Below are 21,851 nucleotides of genomic sequence, written 5' to 3'. Positions count from 1 at the left end.
ATGACACGTGTAAAAGAATGCGTGCTCTATCGGGGATTTGAGCATGGAGATATACTGGACAAAATGACAGCACTTATGGATGCAAGTGAAAAATCAGCAGTCAATGCAAGCGAGATGGAAGAAGAATTTTATGAATGCGTCAACGGTCTGATCGAAATTGCAGGTTCTTATGGATTTACGGGAAATCTGTGGCACGATTATCTTACACTTCTTCTTGTAAATCATGAAAATGCATTCAGTACTGCGAGCGAGATCAGAGGTGCAATCGAAGGCAGTATCAATCAGCTTGCACTTCATGATTTTGCGATTTTTAAAGAACTCTATGATTTTGATCTGACAGTGCTGGACAAACTGTTCCATACATCCTGCTGTGGAATCCTCTGCAATTATGAAGCACCGCAGGATACCGGCAAAATGTTTAACAAACGTATCCGTGACCGTATCTGTGAGATGAGCAAAACACTGGCAGTTGCCAAAGATACTGAAGAATTTATGGTAGACATGGTCCAGTTTTACAAAGACTTCGGTGTAGGAAAACTCGGACTTCACAAAGCATTCCGCATTGACCATGATGAGAACGGCAGGGCAGTGATCGTACCGGTGACAAGGATCGCGCATGTACGTCTGGATGATCTGGTCGGCTATGAGATACCAAAACAGAAACTCATCGAAAATACAGAGGCATTTGTACGTGGAAGAAAGGCAAATAACTGTCTGCTGTTCGGTGATGCAGGAACAGGTAAATCTTCCAGCATCAAAGGTATCCTGAATCAGTATTATGATGAGGGACTGCGAATCATCGAAGTATATAAGCATCAGTTTGTAGATCTGAATCAGGTTATTGCCCAGATCAAAGACCGCAATTACAAATTTATTATCTACATGGATGATCTTTCTTTCGAAGAATTTGAGATTGAATATAAATATCTGAAAGCCGTGATCGAGGGTGGACTGGAACGCAAACCGGAGAATATTCTGATCTATGCGACAAGCAACCGCCGCCATCTCGTAAGAGAGCGTGCAGGGGATAAGCTGGAAGTAGGCGCAGATGACGATATCCATTCCTCCGATACCGTGCAGGAAAAGCTTTCACTGGTATATCGTTTTGGCGTTCGTATTTACTTTGGTGCGCCGGATCGCAAAGAGTTCCACATGATTGTCAAAACACTTGCGAAACGTAACGGAATCTCAATGCCGGAAGATCAGCTTCTTCTGGAAGCCGGCAAATGGGAAATTTCCCATGGCGGTCTGACAGGACGTACGGCGCAGCAGTTTATTGATCATCTTCTTGGAAAAGAGGAGACACAGGAAGCATAATAATTGGGAAGGAGCGGGAGTGTATGGCAATGACAACTTTTGCGGCGATCGACATAGGTTCTTATGAGATCAGTATGAAGATCTTTGAATTTTCGAAGAAGATCGGATTTCAGGAACTGAATGATGTCAGATATCGTCTGGAAATCGGTAAGGGGGCTTATTCCAGCGGCAGGCTGGAACCGGAAACAGTAGATACGATTTGCGTGATCTTAAAAGATTTCTCCGGCATGATGAAAGAATTTGGGGTAACAGATTATCGTGCATGTGCGACAAGTGCTTTTCGTGAGATTGTAAATCCGGTAATCGTGCAGGAACAGATCTTTCAGCGGACAGGGATCCGAGTCGAGATTTTAAGCAATGCCGAGCAGCATTTTCTGGGATACAAATCTATTGCTGCGATTGAATCCGGATTCAAAAAGATCATTCAGAAAGGAACGGCGATCCTTGATGTTGGTGGTGGTAATCTTCAGGTGTCTCTGTTTGACAAGGATGCGCTGGTAACGACGCAGAGTTTCAAGATGGGAAGCATGCGTATTCGTGAGCGGTTGAAAGAACTGGAAAAAACGACAACGCATTACGACCAGCTGATCAAGGAATTTATCCGTAATGATCTGACAGCCTTTCAGAGACTGTATCTGAAAGACCGGGATATCAAAAATGTGATCCTGATGGGTGATTTTCTGACAGATACGATCTTTCAGGAAGAACTCGAAGATCATATTATCACCAGCGAAGAATTTACAAAGAGTTACGAAAAGACGATTTACAAGACCGAGCATGCTCTGGCAGAGGAGATGGACATTGATCCGGAATATGCGTCACTTGTAATCCCGACAATGGTCATCTGCAAGAGCTTTCTGGAAATCTTTCAGGCGGAGTCTGTCTGGGTTCCGGGTGTTTCACTTCTGGATGGAATTGCTTATGACTACGGCGAAAAGAAAAAATTCATCAAAAGCGTCCATAATTTCGAAAATGATATTCTGGTGGCATCGCGAAATATTGCAAAGCGTTATTCTACCGGCAAAGACCATATCAAAGGTACGACGGATATCGCGCTGACTATTTTTGACAGCATGAAAAAAATTCATGGAATGGGAGCAAGAGAACGGCTGCTTCTGCAGATTGCGGTTCAGCTACATGACTGTGGCAAGTATATCAGTATGGCAGATGTGGCTGAGTGTTCCTACCGGATCATTATGGCGACGGAAATTATCGGACTTTCTACCGAAGAACGAAAGATCATTGCAAGTGCAGTGAGATACAATACAACAGAGTTTGTATATTGCGGAAATTATGACAGAGGACCGGGCATTGACAGGCAGCAGTATCTGCTTGTAGCAAAACTGACGGCAATCCTTCGGCTTGCCAATGCCATGGACCGCAGCCATTATCAGAAGGTTGAGGCACTGAGAGTGGTGCTGAAAGACCGTGAATTGCAGATGATCATTGATTCAAGCAGAGATATTTCTCTGGAACTTGGACTGCTTCGTGATAAAGTACAGTTCTTTGAAGAAGTTTTTGGCATTCGTCTGGTATTAAAGCGCAAACGCAGAGTGTGAGCGGCTGAGGAGGGAAAATATGGATTTTAGTAAATATGAAAAACCGGAATACTATGTAAACAGAGAATTAAGCTGGCTGAAATTCGATGAACGTGTTTTAAGTGAGGCAAGGGACAAAAATCTGCCATTATTTGAGAGACTGAAATTTTTGAGCATCACATCCTCAAACCTGGATGAGTTTTTTATGGTCCGTGTGGCATCTCTGAAAGATCAGGTGCATGCCGGCTATAAGAAAAAAGATATTGCCGGAATGTCTTCCGAGGAGCAGTTAAAGGAAATCAGCACACAGACCCATGAGCTGGTACGTGTACAGTACAGTACGTTCAACCGTTCTGTGCTTCCGGCACTGGAAAAGGTCGGCCTTCATCTGGTGGCAGAACACGAAAATCTGAATGATAAACAGGCAGAATTTGTAGACCGTTATTTTGAAGATAACGTTTATCCGGTACTGACACCGATGGCAATGGATTCTTCCAGACCATTTCCGCTGATCCGTAATAAGACACTGAATATCGGTGCACTGATTGCAAAGAAAAACAATAAAAAGCATACAAAAGAACTGGAATTTGCAACGGTTCAGGTGCCGTCCGTCCTTCCGAGAATCGTCGAGATCCCTTCAGTAAAGAAAGGTGAGAGAACGGTAATTCTTCTCGAAGAGATTATCGAGAGAAACATCGGCAAACTTTTCCTGAGCAATGATGTGGTCTGCGCACATCCGTACAGAATCATGCGAAATGCAGATCTTACGATTGATGAGGATGAGGCAGAAGATCTTCTGGTAGAAATCCAGAAACAGCTCAAGAAACGCCAGTGGGGCGAGGTGATTCGTCTTGAAGCAGAAGAAAAGATGGATAAACGTCTGCTGGACATTCTGAAAAAAGAATTCGAGATCAAAGATGCAGACATTTATAATATTCCGGGACCTCTGGATCTGACTATGCTGATGAAAGTTTACGGTCTGGATGGATTTGATGAGTACAAGAGCCCGAAATATACACCGGCACCGGTTCCGCAGTTCCAGAATGACAAAGATATCTTTGAAGTGATTCGTGAAGGCGATGTATTCCTGCATCATCCATATATGAGTTTTGATCCGGTTGTGGATTTTGTCCGTCAGGCGGCGAAGGATCCAGGCGTACTTGCAATCAAGCAGACTTTGTATCGTGTCAGCGGTCATTCCCCGATAATTGCGGCTCTCGCACAGGCTGCCGAAAATGGCAAACAGGTTTCCGTGCTGGTTGAACTGAAAGCACGATTCGACGAGGAAAACAACATTGTCTGGGCGAAAATGCTTGAAAAAGCAGGCTGCCATGTTATCTACGGTCTGGTAGGACTGAAGACACACAGCAAAATCACACTTGTGGTAAGAAGGGAAGAGACAGGCATCCGCAGATATGTACATCTGGCAACCGGTAATTATAATGATTCCACTGCAAAATTGTATACAGACTGTGGTATTTTTACCTGCGATGAACGTTTCGGTGAGGATGCAACTGCAGTCTTTAATATGCTTTCCGGATATTCTGAACCGAAGAAATGGAACCGCCTGATCGTAGCCCCGATTTGGATGAAGGACCGTTTCGTTCAGATGATCGAAAGAGAGGCCGAGCATGCAAAACAGGGAAAACCGGCAGAAATCACTGCAAAGATGAATTCACTTTGCGATCCTGCAATCATTGCAGCACTTTATTATGCATCTTCCTGTGGTGTGCAGATCAATCTGCTTGTCCGTGGAATCTGCTGCCTGAGAACTGGTATTCCGGGAATCAGTGAAAACATCCAGGTGCGATCAATCGTCGGAGAATTTCTGGAGCACAGTCGTATTTTCTATTTCAAAAATGATGGCATTGATGAAATCTATATGGGAAGTGCGGACTGGATGCCGCGAAATCTGGATCGAAGAGTGGAAATTGTCTTTCCGGTAGAGGACGAAAATATCAAAAAGGAAATTCTGCATGTGCTGGATCTTGAATTCCGCGACAATGTCAAAGCACATATTTTACAGCCGGACGGCACATACGAAAAACAGGATAAACGTGGCAAAACGCTTGTAAATTCCCAGATGGAATTCTGCAAAGAAGCACAGCAGAAAGCCAAAAAGCAGAAAAGAGAAGAAAAGAAGCATACTCGCGTCTTTATTCCGGCTGAACCGGTAGCTGATCCGGAGTAATTAAAACGAGAGGAAAGAGAAAATGAATAACGAAAAAGAAAGCTTTCTGAAAAGAAAGAACGTGATCATATCCTTCAAAAGATATGGCATTGATGCGATGGGGTCCATGGCACTTGGACTTTTTGCATCACTTTTGATCGGTACGATCATTAATACGATTGGGCAAAACGTCTGCCCGGGAAGTTTCGTATCAGAGAAACTGCTGGAAATCGGTGGTTATGCAACGAGTGTGACAGGTGCAGCTATGGCGCTTGCAATCGGATATGCCTTACAGGCACCGCCGCTTGTCATGTATTCTCTTTGTGCGGTCGGTGCGGCCTGCAATGCAATAGGCGGTTCAGGCGGACCACTGGCGGTATTTTTTGTCGCAGTGATCACCTGTGAGATCGGCAAATTGGTTTCCAAAGAGACGAAAATCGATATTATTGTAACTCCGGCAGTAACGGTTATTGTCGGTGTAGTACTGGCGATGCTGCTTGCACCAGTGTGCAAAAATATCTGTAATGCGCTTGGTGCATTTATCGGATGGGCAACTGACCTGCGTCCGTTCTGGATGGGCATGATCATTTCAGTAGTGGTAGGAATCGTACTGACACTGCCGATCAGTTCAGCGGCAATCTGTGCGGCTGTAGGCATCAGCGGCGGAGCCGTGCTTGCCGGACTTACAGACGGAAGTGTGACAGTGGAGATCTGGAATGGCCTTGCGCTGGCAGGTGGTGCGGCAACCGCAGGATGCTGTGCGCATATGCTTGGTTTTGCAATCTTGAGCTTTCCGGATAATGGAATCGGCGGTTTTGTGGCGCAGGGACTTGGAACTTCCATGCTTCAGGTACCGAATCTTATGAAAAAGCCGGTTCTCTGGCTCCCTCCTGTGATCACATCTGCAATTACAGGACCGATTGCTACCTGTGTGTTCCATATGAGAAATAACGGACCGGCAATCTCATCAGGAATGGGAACTTCCGGCCTGGTTGGACCAATCGGTGTTGTAACCGGATGGGCACAGATGCCGGAGGGATATCAGACAGGAGCATTTGAGTGGGCAGGCATGATCCTGATCTGTTTTGTGCTGCCGCTTGTGATCACCTGGGTGATCGGTAAGATTTTCCGTGCAAAAGGAATCATCAAGCCGGGAGATCTGAAGATTGATCTGGGCTGAAAATTGTCATAAAAATTGCTTTTTTAAAATTTTTTAAAAAAATTGAAAAAAAGGCTTGCATTTTCCGACTCGCTGATATATACTAAGCAAGTCGGTTGACGCAAGGCCAGTTGGTCAAGGGGTTAAGACGTCGCCCTCTCACGGCGAAAACACGGGTTCGATTCCCGTACTGGCTGCTATAAATATTTTACAGATAATCAGGATCGAGGTCCTGATTATTTTTTTGCCCTGAAATCGATTAAGATTAATATTTGACTTTTTCGGGGAAAATCATGTATGATAAAGAACAAATGTTTGAATGAGTAAAGTAAGAAAAGAAAGGAAAATAGACCGATGGCGAAAAAGGAAACCTACGATGCTGGGAGTATATCTGTTCTTGAAGGACTGGAAGCGGTACGCAAACGTCCGGGCATGTATATTGGAAGTGTATCCCGGAAGGGACTGAATCATCTGATCTACGAGATCGTGGATAATGCAGTAGATGAACATCTGGCAGGATACTGCAGCCTGATCAATGTAGTTCTGGAGAAGGACGGTTCCTGTACTGTAACAGACAACGGACGTGGAATTCCGGTAGATATGCACGAAAAGGGAATGTCTGCGGAGCGACTGGTGTTTACGACGCTTCATGCAGGTGGCAAATTCGATAATTCTGCTTATAAGACAAGTGGTGGACTTCATGGTGTAGGTTCTTCGGTAGTAAATGCACTTTCTACTTATCTGGATATTAAAGTAAGTCGTGATGGCTATGTACATCATGACCATTATCAACGGGGAGTTCCGACTCTTGAACTTGAAAACGGTCTCCTTCCAAAACTTGGCCGGACAAAAGAAACCGGAACCTGTATCAACTTTCTTCCGGATCCGGAGATTTTTGAGAAGACACGTTTTTCTGCGACAGATGTCAAGAGCCGTCTTCATGAGACTGCTTATCTGAATCCGGAACTGACGATCGTATTTGAGGATCTCAGAGGAACAGAACCGGTAAAAGAAGAATATCATGAACCGGAGGGCATCGTTGGCTATATCCGTGACATGAACCACAATACGGAATCACTTCATGAGCCTGTTTATCTGAAAGGCGAGGCAGATGGCATTCAGGTGGAAGTGGCATTTCAGTATACCAATGAGTTCCGTGAAAACGTACTGGGATTCTGCAACAATATCTACAACGCAGAGGGCGGTACACATCTGACCGGATTTAAGACAACGTTTACGACCGTTATGAATACCTATGCCAGAGAGATTGGTGTCCTCAAGGACAAAGATCCGAATTTTACAGGCGCTGATATCCGTAACGGAATGACTGCAGTTGTTTCTATCAAACATCCTGCACCTCGTTTTGAAGGCCAGACAAAGACAAAGCTGGATAATCAGGATGCAGCCAAAGCAACAGGTAAAGTGCTGGGCGAACAGCTGGTGCTTTATTTCGACCGTAATCTGGAAACATTGAAAACCATTCTGTCCTGTGCGGAAAAGGCTGCAAAGATTCGCAAGACGGAAGAACGTGCAAAGACCAACCTTCTTACAAAACAGAAATATTCCTTTGATTCCAATGGCAAACTTGCCAATTGTGAAAAAAAAGACCCGGCACAGTGTGAGATTTTTATTGTCGAGGGTGATTCTGCGGGCGGCTCAGCAAAGACAGCGCGTAACCGTAACTATCAGGCAATCCTCCCGATCCGTGGCAAGATCCTGAATGTAGAAAAAGCGACAATCGATAAAGTGCTTGCGAATGCTGAAATCAAAACCATGATCAATGCATTTGGCTGTGGCTTTTCCGAAGGGTACGGCAATGACTTTGACATCAGTAAGCTTCGTTATGACAAAATTGTGATCATGGCTGATGCCGATGTGGATGGTGCGCATATCTCTACCCTGCTCCTGACACTGTTTTATCGTTTTATGCCGGAACTGATTTATGAGGGACATGTGTATATTGCGATGCCGCCTCTTTATAAGGCCATGCCGAAAAAAGGTCCGGAAGAATACCTCTATGATGATAAAGCTCTGGAAAAATACCGTAAGACTCACAAACCGGGCAGTTTTACACTACAGCGCTACAAAGGTCTTGGAGAAATGGATGCAGAACAGCTCTGGGAGACAACTCTGAATCCTGAGACAAGAAGAATGAAACGTGTTGAGATCGAAGATGCACGTCTTGCTTCCAGCGTAACGGAAGTTCTGATGGGCAGTGAAGTACCTCCGCGTAAAGCATTTATCTATGAACATGCGGCAGATGCGGAACTTGATGTATAAGGTGGGAGAATGATATGGAAACAAAACAGGAAAATGTAATTCGTACCGATTATTCGGAAATTATGCAGAAATCCTATATTGATTATGCGATGAGTGTCATTATTTCACGTGCACTTCCGGATGTGAGAGATGGTCTGAAACCGGTTCAGAGAAGAACACTTTATGATATGTATGAACTGGGGATCCGTTATGACCGCCCATATCGTAAATGCGCCCGTATTGTCGGTGATACCATGGGTAAATATCATCCGCATGGTGATAGTTCCATTTATGATGCGCTGGTTGTGATGGCGCAGGATTTCAAGAAGGGCAGGACGCTGGTAGACGGACATGGAAACTTTGGTTCTATCGAAGGTGACGGAGCAGCGGCCATGCGATATACCGAAGCGCGTCTGGAAAAGCTCACGCAGGAAGTTTTTCTGAGTGATCTCGATAAAAACGTAGTGGATTTTGTGCCGAACTTTGATGAGACGGAGAAAGAACCATCCGTGCTTCCGGTTCGTATTCCGAATATTCTTGTCAATGGTGCTGATGGTATCGCGGTTGGTATGGCGACCAGTATTCCGCCGCACAACCTCGGTGAGGTGATCGATGCGGTCAAGGCTTATATGAAAGATAATACCATCAGCGTAAGAGGTTTGATGCGTTATATCAAAGGTCCTGATTTTCCGACTGGCGGTATTGTAGTAAATAAAGATGATCTGCGTAAGATTTACGAGACAGGAAGCGGTAAGATCCGTTTGAGAGGAAAAGTAGAAGTAGAGAAACTCAAAGGCGGCAAAAAGCAACTTGTTATTACCGAGATTCCGTATACCATGCTCGGAGCAAACATCGGCAAGTTTCTCAATGACGTGGCATCTCTTGTCGAGACAAAGAAGACGACCGACATTGTAGATATTTCAAACCAGTCTTCCAAAGAAGGCATCCGTATCGTGCTTGAACTGAAAAAAGATACCGATGTGGAAAACCTGACCAATATGCTGTACAAGAAGACTCGTCTGGAAGATACTTTCGGTGTTAATATGCTGGCAGTTGCAGACGGACGTCCGGAAACACTCAGCCTGAAACAGATCATCGAGTATCATGTAGATTTCGTCTTTGAGATCACCACAAGAAAATATCATACACTTCTGGACAAAGAACTGGAAAAACAGGAAGTGCAGGAAGGTCTGATCAAAGCCTGCGATGTTATTGACCTGATCATTGAGATCCTTCGCGGAAGCAAGAACCGTGAGCAGGTAAAGAAATGTCTGGTCGAAGGAATTACAGAGGGCATCAGGTTTAAATCAAAAGCAAGTGAAAAGGCGGCTGCGAAACTTTTGTTTACAGAAAGACAGGCAAATGCGATTCTGGATATGCGTCTGTATAAACTGATTGGTCTGGAAATCGAAGCGCTGCAGGCAGAATACCAGGAGACGATGAAAAATATCGCACTTTATAAAGATATTCTGGAAAACTATGATTCCATGGCGGCAGTGATCATAAAAGACATGGATGAGATCAAGAAAGAATATGGAAGAAAACGCCGTACGGCAGTCGAGAATGCAGAGGAAGCCGTTTACGAAGAAAAGAAGATGGAAGAGATGGAAGTCTGCTTCCTGATGGATCGCTTCGGCTATATGAAACTGATCGACCAAAATGCGTACGAACGAAATAAAGAAGCAATTCACAACGAAAGCAAATATGTCTTCAGCTGTATGAATACAGATAAGATCTGTATCTTTACAGACAAAGGCAAGATGCATACGATCAAGGCGGCAGATATTCCACTGGTACGCTTCAGAGACAAAGGTACTCCGGCAGATAACTTAAGCAATTACAACAGTGCAGAAGAACGGATGCTGTATGTGGCACCGGTCGGACAGATCCGCACAGACCGCCTGCTGTTTGTGACAAAGTCATCTATGTGCAAACTGGTAGAGGGCGCTGAGTTTGATGTGGCGAAACGTACGATCGCATCGACGAAACTTGCAGAAGATGATGAACTGATCTTTATAGGCGGTTCGGCGGAAATGGAGCAGATCGTATTACAGAGTCATGGTGGATGCTTCCTGCGTTTCCTGAAACAGGAGATTTCCATTATGAAAAAGACGGCCATTGGTGTGCGTGGAATGAAACTTGCCGGCGATGACTATCTGGAACATGCATATCTTCTGGCGGGACATCAGGAATATACGATCACTTATCATGACAAAGAATATTCCCTGAACAAAGTGCGTCTGGCAAAACGTGATACAAAGGGTGTAAAGCCCAGAATATAAAAAACTCCTTGCTTTTCATCAGTGATGGTGATATGATAGGGATAACATGATAACGGATAAACAAGAGAGTGGGCTTCGGTCCACTCTTTTTGCGAGATAATCCGGATGTGCGAAAGGCAGGTGTAAAAATGAGCAGACGGGATGAATATGAACAGAAAGCAGAAGCTTTGCTTTTACCGATCGTAGAGCGAGAGGGATTCGAGCTTGTAGATGTAGAATACGTAAAAGAAGCAGGTAACTGGTATCTTCGCGGATACATTGACAAACCGGGCGGAATCACGGTCAATGACTGTGAGGCAGTCAGTAGGGCATTCAGCGACAAACTGGATGAAAACGATTTTATTGAAGACAGTTATATTATGGAAATCAGTTCGCCGGGTCTTGACAGACCACTGAAAAAAGAAAAGGATTTTGCCAGAAGCATGGGCAGACTGGTAGAAGTCCGGACATATCGTCCAATCGACAAACAGAAAGAATTCTGTGGTGTTCTGGATGCATATGATGAAAACAGTGTTACGATCAATGAGGACGGTGTCTTACGCACATTTGAAAAGAAGGACATTGCCCTGATCCGACTGGCAATTGAATTTTAGGTACGATTCAGATATGCTTTGATAAAATGAGGAGGAAATAAAAAAAATGAACAAAGAGTTAATGGAAGCGCTGGATATCCTGGAAAAAGAAAAAAATATCAGCAAGGATACATTACTGGGAGCTATCGAGCAGTCCCTGATCCAGGCTTGCAAGAACCATTTCGGTAAAGCAGATAATGTGCATGTGACAATTAATCCGGAAACCTGCGATTTCAGCGTTTATGCAGAGCGTGAGGTTAAGGAATTCGTAGAAGATCCTGCAATGGAGATTTCACTGGTAGAAGCACAGAAGCTTAATACCAATGCAGAAATTGGTGATATCATTAAAGTAGAGATCCATTCCAAAGAGTTTGGACGTATCGCAACACAGAATGCAAAGAATGTTATCCTTCAGAAAATCCGTGAAGAAGAACGTAAAGTTCTTTATGATCAGTATTTCGGAATGGAAAAAGAAGTTGTTACCGGTATCGTACAGCGTGTGATGGGCAAGAACGTCAGCGTAAACCTCGGTAAGGCAGACGGTGTCCTCAGTGAAAACGAGCAGGTAAAAGGTGAAGAATTCAAACCAACCGAGAGAATCAAGGTTTATATCCTTGAAGTTAAGGATACACCGAAGGGACCACGTATTCTTCTTTCCAGAACTCATCCGGGACTGGTAAAACGTCTCTTCGAATCTGAAGTTGCAGAAGTGAAAGACGGAACTGTTGAGATCAAGAGCATTGCCAGAGAAGCAGGCTCCCGTACAAAGATCGCTGTATGGAGCAATGATCCGGATGTAGATCCGGTTGGTGCATGTGTTGGTATGAACGGTGCCAGAGTAAACTCCATCGTAGAGGAACTCCGCGGTGAAAAGATTGATATCATCAACTGGGATGAAAACCCGGCAATCCTGATCGAGAATGCACTGAGCCCGGCGAAAGTAATCGCTGTTATGGCAGATCCGGACGAAAAGACAGCACTGGTAGTCGTTCCGGATTATCAGCTTTCTCTTGCAATCGGTAAAGAGGGACAGAATGCACGTCTGGCAGCCCGCCTGACAGGATTCAAGATTGATATCAAGAGCGAGACACAGGCAAGAGAATCCGGTGAGCTCTATGATTATGATGATGAAGATGAGTACTATGATGAGGACGAGTACAGCGAAGAAGATACAGAAGAAACTGCTGAAGATACAGAAGCAGAAGAAGCTGTTTCCGAAGAGCTGACAGAAGAATAATCTATGGCTACAAAAAATAAAACACCTCTGCGTCAGTGTACCGGATGCAGAGAAATGAAAAGCAAAAAAGAAATGATCCGAGTACTGAAGACCCCGGAAAATGAGATCGTGCTGGATGCGACCGGAAGAAAGAACGGCAGAGGGGCATATGTCTGTCTGTCACAGGAGTGTCTGGAAAAAGCAGTCAAAAGCCGTGGGCTCGAACGCTCATTGAAGATGGCGGTACCGGCTGAGGTCTACGAAGACCTGAAAAAGGAGTTAGCTAATATTGAAAAACAACAATAAAGTGTTATCACTGGTTGGTCTTGCAACAAAAGCGGGCAAGATTGCCAGCGGTGAATTTTCTACAGAAAAATCTGTAAAGACCGGCAAAGGATTTCTGGTTCTGGTAGCGGCTGACGCATCAGAAAACACCAGAAAGAAATTCAGTAATATGTGTGAATTTTATGAAGTTCCGATTTACTTCATCGCAAATAAAGAAGAACTCGGAAAATTCTGCGGAAAAGAATTTCGTGCCAGTCTGGCGGTACAGGATGAAAACTTTGCGAAAGCAATGATGAAAGAACTTGCGAAAACCGAAAAGTAAGAATGAAAACTGGTTTTGATTCATTGACGTAAAGGAGGAACCAATGTGCCGAAGATCAAAGAGCAAGAACATGTCAGAATAAAAGAAAAATCAACACAAGAGGGAAAGGAGCAGATTACCAAGGTGGCAGATGAAAAGATGGTAACAACGAAGGCGGAAGCAGAAAAGACAGAGGCTCCCAAAAAGAAAAAAAATATTATTCGCGTATATCACGCACAGAATGCCAGTGACGGAGGCAAAAACAGACCGAAACGTCCGGCATCAGATAAAAAACCGGCTGCAAGACCGCAGCAGAGAACACAGGCAGCAAAACCGGCTGAGACAGTAGCTCAGAAACCGGCAGCAGAAACTACTGCACCGAAGAAACCGCAGAGTACTCCGGTACAGGAAACACCGACAGCTAAGAAACCGGCTGAGAAACCGGCAGCAGAAGAAGCTCAGACTCAGGCAAGACCGCAGAGAAGCGAGCAGGGTGGCTATAATAACAACAGAAACCAGAACCGCCCGAACAGAGATAATCGTGAGAATCGTGGAGATAACCGCGGTGATAACAGAGGAAACCGTGATTTCCGAAACAATGGAGACAAAAGACCATCTGACCGTGGACCGCAGGGCAACCGTAACGGTGGTGGCCGTCCGCAGAGACAGGGAGAAGGCCGTCCGCAGAGACAGGGAGAAGGCCGTCCGGCACGTCAGGGTGAAGGCAATGGCCGTCCAATGAGAGGTAATGGCCGTCCGCAGCAGGGTGGTCAGGGAAGACCAGGACAGGGCGGAAACGGAAGACCGGACAACAGAGGTGAAGGACGCTTTGGCGGAAATAACCGTGGCGGACAGAGAGCCGGCGGCGGAAGAAGAGATAATGATGCCGTATTCACACCGGAACTGACAAAAACATCCAAGGACAGCAAGAGAGAGCGTGACAGAGAGAATAAGAACAAAAAGAAAGATTTTGAGAAAAATTCCGGTGCAGGTCACAACAGACCGAATCAGGGCGGAAGAAGAAATCTTTCCAGAATTCCGAAAGCTCTTCAGAAACCTGCTCCTCAGCCAAAACAGGAAGAGAAGAAACCAGAAGTAAAAGAGATCACTCTTCCGGAGAAAATGACAATCCGCGAGCTTGCAGAAGCAATGAAGATGCAGCCGTCTGTAATTGTTAAGAAGCTCTTTATGGAAGGCATCATGGTAACTGTAAACCATGAGATCGATTTCGAAAAAGCACAGGAAATTGCACTTGACTACGATATCATTGCAGAACCGGAAGAAAAAGTAGATGTGATCGAAGAACTTCTGAAAGAAGAAGAGGAAGACGAATCCACAATGGTTTCCAGACCGCCGGTTGTCTGCGTTATGGGTCACGTTGACCATGGTAAGACATCCCTTCTGGATGCAATTCGTAATACACATGTAACAAGAGGCGAGGCAGGTGGAATCACACAGCACATCGGTGCCTCTGTTGTTGAAATCAACGGACAGAAGATCACTTTCCTTGATACACCGGGACATGAAGCATTCACAGCAATGCGTATGCGTGGTGCAAACTCTACTGATATTGCGGTACTCGTTGTTGCGGCTGATGATGGTGTCATGCCACAGACTGTTGAGGCTATCAGCCATGCAAAAGCAGCAGGTGTAGAAATCATTGTTGCAATCAACAAGATTGATAAACCAAGTGCAAACATTGAAAGAGTAAAACAGGAACTTTCTGAATATGAACTGATTCCGGAAGACTGGGGCGGAAGCACCATCTTCGTACCGGTATCTGCACATACAGGAGAAGGAATTGATACACTGCTTGAGATGATCCTTCTTTCAGCAGAAGTACTTGAACTGAAAGCGAACCCGAACCGTGCAGCCAGAGGTCTTGTTATCGAGGCTCAGCTTGACAAAGGTAAAGGTCCTGTTGCAACGATCCTTGTACAGAAGGGTACTCTTCATGTAGGTGACTTTATTGCAGCAGGCGCATGTAGCGGTAAGGTACGTGCAATGATGGATGACAGAGGAAGACGTGTCAAAGAAGCAGGACCGTCCACACCGGTTGAGATTCTTGGTCTTGGTGATGTGCCGAATGCAGGTGAGATCCTGATGGCATTCCCGAGTGACAAAGAAGCGAAAAACTTTGCGGCAGCATTTGTTACCGAGAATAAGAAACACCTCCTTGAAGAAACAAAAGGCAAACTTTCTCTTGATAATCTCTTTGATCAGATTCAGGCAAGTGATCTGAAAGAACTGCCGATCATCGTCAAAGCAGATGTACAGGGTTCTGTAGAAGCCGTGAAACAGAGTTTGATCAAACTTTCTAATGAAGAGGTTGTTGTTCGTGTGATCCACGGCGGTGTAGGCGCAGTCAATGAATCCGACGTATCTCTGGCAGCAACTTCCAATGCGATCATCATCGGATTTAACGTTCGTCCGGATGCGATGGCAAAACAGCTTGCAGATCAGGAAGGCGTAGATCTTCGTCTTTACAAAGTTATTTATCAGGCAATCGAAGATGTGGAAGCAGCAATGAAAGGTATGCTTGATCCGGTATTTGAAGAAAAAGTTATCGGTCATGCAGAAGTACGTCAGCTCTTCAAGGCATCCGGTGTCGGTACGATCGCAGGAAGCTATGTTCTGGATGGTATTTTCCAGAGAAACTGCAAAGTACGTATTACAAGAGAAGGCGATCTGGTATTTGAAGGTGAGCTTGCATCTCTGAAACGATTTAAAGATGACGTTAAAGAAGTAAAAGCAGGATACGAATGTGGTCTTGTATTTGACGGATTCAACGATGTCAAAGAAGAAGATAAAGTAGAAGCGTATATCATGGTAGAAGTGCCAAGATAGGAGTAGATCATAAATGAGAAAAAACAGCATTAAGAATACAAGGATCAATGGGGAGGTTCAGAAGGAACTCAGTTCCATCATCCGCGGAGAAATCAAAGATCCGCGGATTCACCCGATGACCTCTGTCATGGCTGTGGAAGTGGCTCCGGACTTAAAAACCTGCAAGGCATATATCAGTGTGCTGGGCAATCAGGACGCAAAGGAAGCTACGATCAGGGGACTGAACAGTGCGGAAGGATATATCCGCCGCCAGCTTGCCAGAAACCTGAACCTTCGAAATACACCGGAGATTCGTTTTATTCTGGACGAATCGATCGAATATGGTGTAAATATGTCAAAACTGATTGACGATGTTGCAAAAAGAGATGCTTCTTTGGGCAAGCCTGAGGAAGAATAAGAGGAATGACCATGAAAAATATAGCAGAAGTACTGGAAGGTGTAAAAACTGTCGGGATTGGCGGACATATCCGTCCGGATGGCGACTGTGTCGGCTCCTGTATGGCGCTGTACCTGTATATCAGAACATATTTTCCGGATATTGATGTGACCGTTTATCTTGATCATCCGAAGCCAATCTTCGGACATATTGAATGTATCGATGAAATAAAAACAGAGGCAGATGACAGCGTATATGACCTCTTTATTACCTGTGATGTCAGTGCCAGAGACCGTCTGGCACTTGCAGGTAATCTTTTTGAAAACGCAAAGAAGACTGTCTGCATCGACCATCATGTGAGCAATCCGGGATTTGCGGATATCAACTATGTTCAGGGAGATATCAGTTCCTGTTGTGAGGTGCTGTACGGAATCCTCGATTCTGAGAAGGTAACACTTCCGATCGCAACCGCAATCTACACAGGAATGGTGCACGACACCGGTGTATTCCAGTATTCATCTACTTCACCGGAGACCATGCGCATTGCCGGTGAGCTGATGAAGACCGGAATTCCGTTCAGCAGGATCATTGATGAATCTTTCTATCAGAAAACATATATTCAGAATCAGGTTATGGGACGTGTGCTTGCAGAAAGCATCCTTCTCCAGAACGGTACATGCATTATTGGCTATCTGCGAAGAAGAGATATGGATTTCTACGGTGTTGAGGGCAGTGATCTGGATGGTATCGTAAGTCAGCTCCGCCTTACAAAAGGAGTAGAAGTTGCAATGTTTATTTATGAGACAGAGACACAGACATTCAAAGTTTCTCTTCGCTCGAATGGCAAAGTGGACGTAAGTAAAGTTGCTGTTTTCTTTGGCGGCGGCGGACATACAAGGGCAGCAGGATGTGATCTGCATGGCTCTATGTACGATGTGATCAATAATATCACGGCAGAGATTGAACGACAGCTGGCTGAGGAGGAAGACGCATAATGGATGGCGTACTGAATATCCGCAAAGAAAAGGGTTTTACTTCCTTTGATGTTGTTGCGAAACTGCGCGGAATCCTCCATATGAAAAAAATCGGACATACAGGGACACTGGATCCGGAAGCAGAAGGTGTGCTTCCGGTAGTCCTTGGCAAAGCGACCAAACTCGTAGATCTTCTGACTGATAAGCAGAAGACATATGAGGCGCTTATGCATCTGGGGCTGGAGACTGATACACAGGATATGACAGGAACCGTTCTCTGTGAGAAAACTGTTGAAGTGTCAGAAGAGGAAGTCGAGGCTGTGATTCGGGGATTTGTCGGAGAATACAAGCAGATTCCGCCGATGTACTCTGCTCTGAAAGTAGATGGCAAAAAGCTCTATGAGCTTGCACGCGAAGGCAAAACCGTGGAGCGTAAGGCAAGGACGGTTCATTTCTATGAAATTGATATAAAAGAAATAAATCTTCCATATGTTCGTTTTTCTGTTACGTGCAGTAAGGGAACTTACATCCGTACGCTCTGTCATGATATCGGGCAGAAGCTTGGATGCGGTGGCTGCATGGAAGAACTGATCCGTACCAGATCCGGGAATTTCACATGGGAAGACAGTATGACGCTTGCAGAAGTAGAAGAGGCAGTCAAAGATGGTACGATTGAAGACCGGGTGATCCGTATCGGGCAGGTACTGAAAGATTATCCGGAAATTTTTTGTACACGGGAAGGTGACCGCCTTCTTGAAAACGGAAATGCCCTTACGGAATATTTTGTAAAAGGCAGCCACAAAGAAGGATGGGTTCGAATGTGTGACAGTCAGGGCGAATTTAAAGGGATTTATCAGTGGGATGAGGCAAAGAACCGCTATCAGCCCCAGAAGATGTTTTTGTAGGCAGGAGTAACAGCATAATATGGAATACGTAAAACTGAATGGACAATTTCCAAAACTTGGCAGAAGTGCAGTGACACTTGGCAAATTTGATGGTATCCATCGTGGACACAGGAAATTGATCCGGACGATTCTGGAGCGCAAAAAAGAATATGGTGAACTTGCTGTGGTGATGGCATTTATCTCTGACAGACAGACGATCCTTACTTCCGAAGAACGACAGACATATCTCGAAAAGATGGGAGTTGATGTTCTTCTGGAGTGTCCGCTGAATGATGAGATCAAACATATGAAAGCCGAAAATTTTATCCGCCAGATCTTAAAAGGTGATCTGCAGGCAGAGTGCGTGGTTGTTGGTGAGGATTTCCGCTTTGGATATGAACGCAGGGGAACACCGGAGCTTTTGCAGAAATTCGGTGAAAAATATGAATACGAGACTGTTGTCATTTCGAAAGAGATGGAGGGAAACCGCAAGGTCAGCAGTACCTATATCCGTGAAGAACTAAAAAAAGGCAACATGGAAAAGATACAGGATCTTCTCGGAAGACCTTTTTGCGTTTCTGGCAGAATTGAACATGGCCGGGGGCTGGGACACAGGGATTTCTTTCCTACTACAAATATCATTCCTCCAAAGTCGAAGCTGATGCCGCCAAACGGAGTGTATGTCACGATGTCTCATTTTGAAGACGGAGATTATCCGGGAATCACCAATGTCGGATACAAACCGACGGTCGGAGAGAGTTTTCTTGGTGTGGAGACGAATCTGTTTGACTGTGATCGGGATCTTTATGGCAGGGAATGTACCGTGGATTTTTATAAATATACCCGCCCGGAACAGAAGTTTACTTCGTTTGAAGCGCTAAAGGCGCAGATTCGGAAAGATATTCAGTCCGGCAAAGAATATTTTCAGAATGAGAATATTTCACAAAAAACTTTGCGCTTTGAATCAAAATAATTATTTACACGTCATTTGTTTTATGCTATACTAGTCGAGGTGTAAATCAGCCCATATTCAGAGATTGGAATCTCCAACCGTTTCTTAATATGTGGCGGTTCATTAATTATTAAATTATTTTAAGGAGGAAATCAGAATGATTTCAAAAGAAAAAAAACAGGCAATCATGAAAGAATATGCAAGATGTGAAGGCGACACAGGTTCACCGGAAGTACAGGTTGCAGTTCTTACAGCAAGAATTCAGGAACTGACAGAGCATTTACAGACACATCACAAAGATCATCACTCCAGACGCGGTCTGCTGAAGATGGTTGGACAGAGACGTGGACTTCTGGCATACCTGAAGAAAACAGACATCGAAAGATACCGTGCACTGATTGAAAAATTAGGTTTAAGAAAATAATTAGTATGCGGACGGGGCGGATAACCATCCGCCCCATTTTTGCATATAAAAACATCTGAACCTGTCAGACACAAAATTCCAAAAAACAATAACAGAAGTTATTTCCGAGACTACTGAAAAGCTCATTGCGGCCAATGGTTTTTTCAGTTGTTTCGGGCTTCTGTTTACAATGTCAAACACAGATTTTAAAGGAGAAAAAGTATGTACAAAAGTTATTCTATGGAATTAGCCGGCAGAACGCTGACTGTAGATATCGGTCGTGTTGCAAAGCAGGCAAATGGTGCAGCACTGATGCATTACGGTGACACTACTGTACTTTCCACAGCAACAGCATCCAAAGAGCCGAGAGAAGGAATTGATTTCTTCCCTCTGAGCGTTGAATACGAAGAAAAAATGTATGCAGTGGGCAAAATCCCGGGTGGATTCAATAAGAGAGAAGGAAAGGCAAGCGAGCATGCAATCCTGACTTCCCGCGTTATCGACCGTCCGATGCGTCCGCTGTTCCCAAAAGATTACAGAAACGATGTTACTCTGGTAAACATGGTTATGTCTGTAGATCCGGAATGCAATCCGGAAATCCCGGCTATGCTTGGTTCTTCCATTGCAACCTGTATTTCAGATATTCCGTTTGATGGTCCATGCGCAACTACACAGGTAGGTCTGATCGATGGCGAGTTCATCATCAACCCGTCACTTGCTCAGAAAGAACTTTCTGATCTTCAGCTTACTGTTGCTTCTACCAGAGAAAAAGTTATCATGATCGAAGCCGGTGCAAATGAAGTTCCGGAAGACACCATGATCGAAGCAATTTACAAAGCACATGATGTAAACCAGGAGATTATCCGTTTTATCGATAAGATTGTTGCAGAGTGCGGCAAAGAAAAACATCTTTATGCTTCCTGTGCAGTTCCGGAAGAACTGTTTGAGGCAATCAAAAAGATTGTTCCTTCTGAAGAAATGGAAGAAGCTGTATTCACAGACGACAAACAGACAAGAGAAGAAAATATCCGTGAGATTACTGCAAGACTTCAGGATGCATTTGCAGACAATGAAGAATGGCTGGCAGTTCTCGGCGAGGCTGTATACCAGTACCAGAAGAAGACTGTACGTAAGATGATCCTCAAAGATCACAAACGTCCGGACGGTCGTCAGATCACACAGATCCGTCCTCTGGCTGCAGAAGTAGACATCATCCCGAGAGTTCATGGTTCCGCAATGTTCACGCGTGGACAGACACAGATCTGTACAATGACAACTCTGGCTCCGCTTTCCGAAGCACAGAGAATCGACGGACTGGATGAATTCGAAACATCCAAGAGATATATGCACCACTACAACTTCCCGTCCTACTCTGTAGGTGAGACCAAACCGTCCAGAGGACCGGGACGTCGTGAGATCGGACATGGAGCACTGGCTGAGCGAGCTCTCGTACCGGTACTTCCGTCAGCAGAGGAATTCCCGTACGCAATCCGTACAGTATCTGAGACATTCGAATCCAACGGTTCTACTTCTCAGGCAAGTATCTGTGCATCTACCATGTCTCTTATGGCAGCAGGTGTACCGATCCGTAAACCGGTTGCAGGTATTTCCTGTGGTCTGGTAACAGGTGCTACAGATGATGATTACATCGTTCTGACAGATATCCAGGGTCTGGAAGACTTCTTCGGAGATATGGACTTTAAGGTTGCAGGTACACATGACGGTATCACTGCAATTCAGATGGATATCAAGATCCATGGCCTGACAAGACAGATTGTAGAAGAAGCAATCCGCAGAACAAAAGAAGCAAGAGAGTACATCCTCACAGAGGTTATGGAAAAATGTATCGCAGAGCCTCGTGATCATGTAAACAAATATGCACCGAAGATCGTCCAGATCCAGATCGATCCTCAGAAGATCGGTGATGTAGTAGGTCAGAGAGGAAAGACCATCAACGCGATCATCGAGCGTACAGGTGTACAGATTGACATTACAGATGAAGGAGCAGTATCTATCTGCGGTGTTGACCAGCACGGTATGGATGAAGCAAAGAAAATGATCAAGACGATCGCAACAGATTTCGAAGCAGGACAGATTTTTGAAGGTACTGTTGTAAGCATCAAAGAATTCGGTGCATTCGTTGAGTTTGCTCCTGGCAAAGAAGGTATGGTTCATATCTCCAAGATCAGCGATCACAGAATCAACCGTGTAGAAGATGTTCTGACTCTTGGTGACAAGGTAAAAGTGATCTGCCTTGGTAAAGACAAGATGGGAAGAATGAGTTTCAGTATTAAGGACGTACCGGAAGAAGCATAA

General features: G+C 44.8%; 17 protein-coding genes and 1 tRNA gene. All 18 read left to right on the top strand.

From position 1 onward, the window contains the following. Complete coding sequence (locus DWW86_RS03210; RefSeq protein ID WP_117942239.1) at window positions 1-1,317, top strand: ATP-binding protein; 1,317 nt, start codon at window positions 1-3, stop codon at window positions 1,315-1,317. A gap of 23 nt (window positions 1,318-1,340) precedes the next feature. Continuing rightward, on the top strand, window positions 1,341-2,876 hold the full coding sequence (locus DWW86_RS03205) for a Ppx/GppA phosphatase family protein (protein ID WP_072521014.1): 1,536 nt from the start codon (window positions 1,341-1,343) through the stop codon (window positions 2,874-2,876). Between the two features lie 19 nt (window positions 2,877-2,895). Beyond that, on the top strand, window positions 2,896-5,046 hold the full coding sequence (locus DWW86_RS03200; protein ID WP_072521015.1) for an RNA degradosome polyphosphate kinase: 2,151 nt from the start codon (window positions 2,896-2,898) through the stop codon (window positions 5,044-5,046). Window positions 5,047-5,068: 22 nt separating this feature from the next. Then, on the top strand, window positions 5,069-6,205 hold the full coding sequence (locus DWW86_RS03195) for a PTS sugar transporter subunit IIC (RefSeq protein ID WP_117942238.1): 1,137 nt from the start codon (window positions 5,069-5,071) through the stop codon (window positions 6,203-6,205). A gap of 104 nt (window positions 6,206-6,309) precedes the next feature. Further along, window positions 6,310-6,381, top strand: a tRNA-Glu gene (locus tag DWW86_RS03190). Between the two features lie 157 nt (window positions 6,382-6,538). Further along, window positions 6,539-8,464 carry a DNA gyrase/topoisomerase IV subunit B gene (locus DWW86_RS03185; protein ID WP_117942237.1) on the top strand — a complete coding sequence of 642 codons (1,926 nt, stop codon included), beginning with the start codon at window positions 6,539-6,541 and terminating at the stop codon, window positions 8,462-8,464. A gap of 14 nt (window positions 8,465-8,478) precedes the next feature. Next, window positions 8,479-10,725, top strand: coding sequence for a DNA gyrase/topoisomerase IV subunit A (locus DWW86_RS03180; protein ID WP_117942236.1), 2,247 nt, complete (start codon window positions 8,479-8,481; stop codon window positions 10,723-10,725). Between the two features lie 128 nt (window positions 10,726-10,853). Next, window positions 10,854-11,318, top strand: coding sequence for a ribosome maturation factor RimP (gene rimP / locus DWW86_RS03175; RefSeq protein ID WP_072521019.1), 465 nt, complete (start codon window positions 10,854-10,856; stop codon window positions 11,316-11,318). Between the two features lie 46 nt (window positions 11,319-11,364). After that, on the top strand, window positions 11,365-12,534 hold the full coding sequence (nusA, locus tag DWW86_RS03170) for a transcription termination factor NusA (RefSeq protein WP_072521020.1): 1,170 nt from the start codon (window positions 11,365-11,367) through the stop codon (window positions 12,532-12,534). 3 nt (window positions 12,535-12,537) lie between these two features. Then, complete coding sequence (gene rnpM, locus DWW86_RS03165; protein WP_117942235.1) at window positions 12,538-12,819, top strand: RNase P modulator RnpM; 282 nt, start codon at window positions 12,538-12,540, stop codon at window positions 12,817-12,819. Next, window positions 12,803-13,120 (top strand): L7Ae/L30e/S12e/Gadd45 family ribosomal protein, encoded by a 318-nt coding sequence (locus DWW86_RS03160; RefSeq protein WP_072521022.1) that lies wholly within the window; start codon window positions 12,803-12,805, stop codon window positions 13,118-13,120. Before rnpM ends, DWW86_RS03160 begins: the two co-directional genes overlap by 17 nt. Before the next feature lie 138 nt (window positions 13,121-13,258). Then, window positions 13,259-15,946 (top strand): translation initiation factor IF-2, encoded by a 2,688-nt coding sequence (infB, locus tag DWW86_RS03155; RefSeq protein ID WP_286187634.1) that lies wholly within the window; start codon window positions 13,259-13,261, stop codon window positions 15,944-15,946. A gap of 13 nt (window positions 15,947-15,959) precedes the next feature. Continuing rightward, window positions 15,960-16,343 carry a 30S ribosome-binding factor RbfA gene (gene rbfA, locus DWW86_RS03150; protein WP_117942234.1) on the top strand — a complete coding sequence of 128 codons (384 nt, stop codon included), beginning with the start codon at window positions 15,960-15,962 and terminating at the stop codon, window positions 16,341-16,343. Window positions 16,344-16,354: 11 nt separating this feature from the next. After that, entirely contained in the window at window positions 16,355-17,317 is a 963-nt protein-coding gene (locus DWW86_RS03145) for a DHH family phosphoesterase (protein WP_117942233.1), read from the top strand. Continuing rightward, window positions 17,317-18,201, top strand: a complete 885-nt coding sequence (gene truB / locus DWW86_RS03140) for a tRNA pseudouridine(55) synthase TruB (RefSeq protein WP_117942232.1) — start codon at window positions 17,317-17,319, stop codon at window positions 18,199-18,201. Before DWW86_RS03145 ends, truB begins: the two co-directional genes overlap by 1 nt. A gap of 19 nt (window positions 18,202-18,220) precedes the next feature. After that, complete coding sequence (locus DWW86_RS03135; RefSeq protein ID WP_117942231.1) at window positions 18,221-19,153, top strand: bifunctional riboflavin kinase/FAD synthetase; 933 nt, start codon at window positions 18,221-18,223, stop codon at window positions 19,151-19,153. 136 nt (window positions 19,154-19,289) lie between these two features. After that, a complete protein-coding gene (gene rpsO / locus DWW86_RS03130; RefSeq protein WP_015542977.1) occupies window positions 19,290-19,556 on the top strand; it encodes a 30S ribosomal protein S15 in 267 nt (88 codons plus the stop codon). A 201-nt stretch (window positions 19,557-19,757) separates the two neighbouring features. Continuing rightward, entirely contained in the window at window positions 19,758-21,851 is a 2,094-nt protein-coding gene (locus tag DWW86_RS03125; RefSeq protein WP_072521026.1) for a polyribonucleotide nucleotidyltransferase, read from the top strand.

The sequence above is a fragment of the Ruminococcus sp. AF17-22AC genome, from assembly GCF_003460065.1.
Classification (GTDB): Bacteria; Bacillota; Clostridia; order Lachnospirales; family Lachnospiraceae; genus Blautia_A.
Note: the sequence above shows the minus strand (reverse complement) of the source record. Positions and strands in the feature narration are given on the sequence as shown.

Bases quoted from the DNA above. Each gene is read 5' to 3' on its own strand.
- DWW86_RS03185 (WP_117942237.1), top strand. From the start codon at position 6,539: ATGGCGAAAAAGGAAACCTACGATGCTGGGAGTATATCTGTTCTTGAA.
- DWW86_RS03210 (WP_117942239.1), top strand. From the start codon at position 1: ATGACACGTGTAAAAGAATGCGTGCTCTATCGGGGATTTGAGCATGGA.
- DWW86_RS03200 (WP_072521015.1), top strand. From the start codon at position 2,896: ATGGATTTTAGTAAATATGAAAAACCGGAATACTATGTAAACAGAGAA.
- rnpM (WP_117942235.1), top strand. From the start codon at position 12,538: ATGGCTACAAAAAATAAAACACCTCTGCGTCAGTGTACCGGATGCAGA.
- truB (WP_117942232.1), top strand. From the start codon at position 17,317: ATGGATGGCGTACTGAATATCCGCAAAGAAAAGGGTTTTACTTCCTTT.
- rpsO (WP_015542977.1), top strand. From the start codon at position 19,290: ATGATTTCAAAAGAAAAAAAACAGGCAATCATGAAAGAATATGCAAGA.
- DWW86_RS03145 (WP_117942233.1), top strand. From the start codon at position 16,355: ATGAAAAATATAGCAGAAGTACTGGAAGGTGTAAAAACTGTCGGGATT.
- DWW86_RS03135 (WP_117942231.1), top strand. From the start codon at position 18,221: ATGGAATACGTAAAACTGAATGGACAATTTCCAAAACTTGGCAGAAGT.
- DWW86_RS03205 (WP_072521014.1), top strand. From the start codon at position 1,341: ATGGCAATGACAACTTTTGCGGCGATCGACATAGGTTCTTATGAGATC.
- DWW86_RS03125 (WP_072521026.1), top strand. From the start codon at position 19,758: ATGTACAAAAGTTATTCTATGGAATTAGCCGGCAGAACGCTGACTGTA.
- infB (WP_286187634.1), top strand. From the start codon at position 13,259: ATGGTAACAACGAAGGCGGAAGCAGAAAAGACAGAGGCTCCCAAAAAG.
- DWW86_RS03195 (WP_117942238.1), top strand. From the start codon at position 5,069: ATGAATAACGAAAAAGAAAGCTTTCTGAAAAGAAAGAACGTGATCATA.
- nusA (WP_072521020.1), top strand. From the start codon at position 11,365: ATGAACAAAGAGTTAATGGAAGCGCTGGATATCCTGGAAAAAGAAAAA.
- rbfA (WP_117942234.1), top strand. From the start codon at position 15,960: ATGAGAAAAAACAGCATTAAGAATACAAGGATCAATGGGGAGGTTCAG.
- rimP (WP_072521019.1), top strand. From the start codon at position 10,854: ATGAGCAGACGGGATGAATATGAACAGAAAGCAGAAGCTTTGCTTTTA.
- DWW86_RS03180 (WP_117942236.1), top strand. From the start codon at position 8,479: ATGGAAACAAAACAGGAAAATGTAATTCGTACCGATTATTCGGAAATT.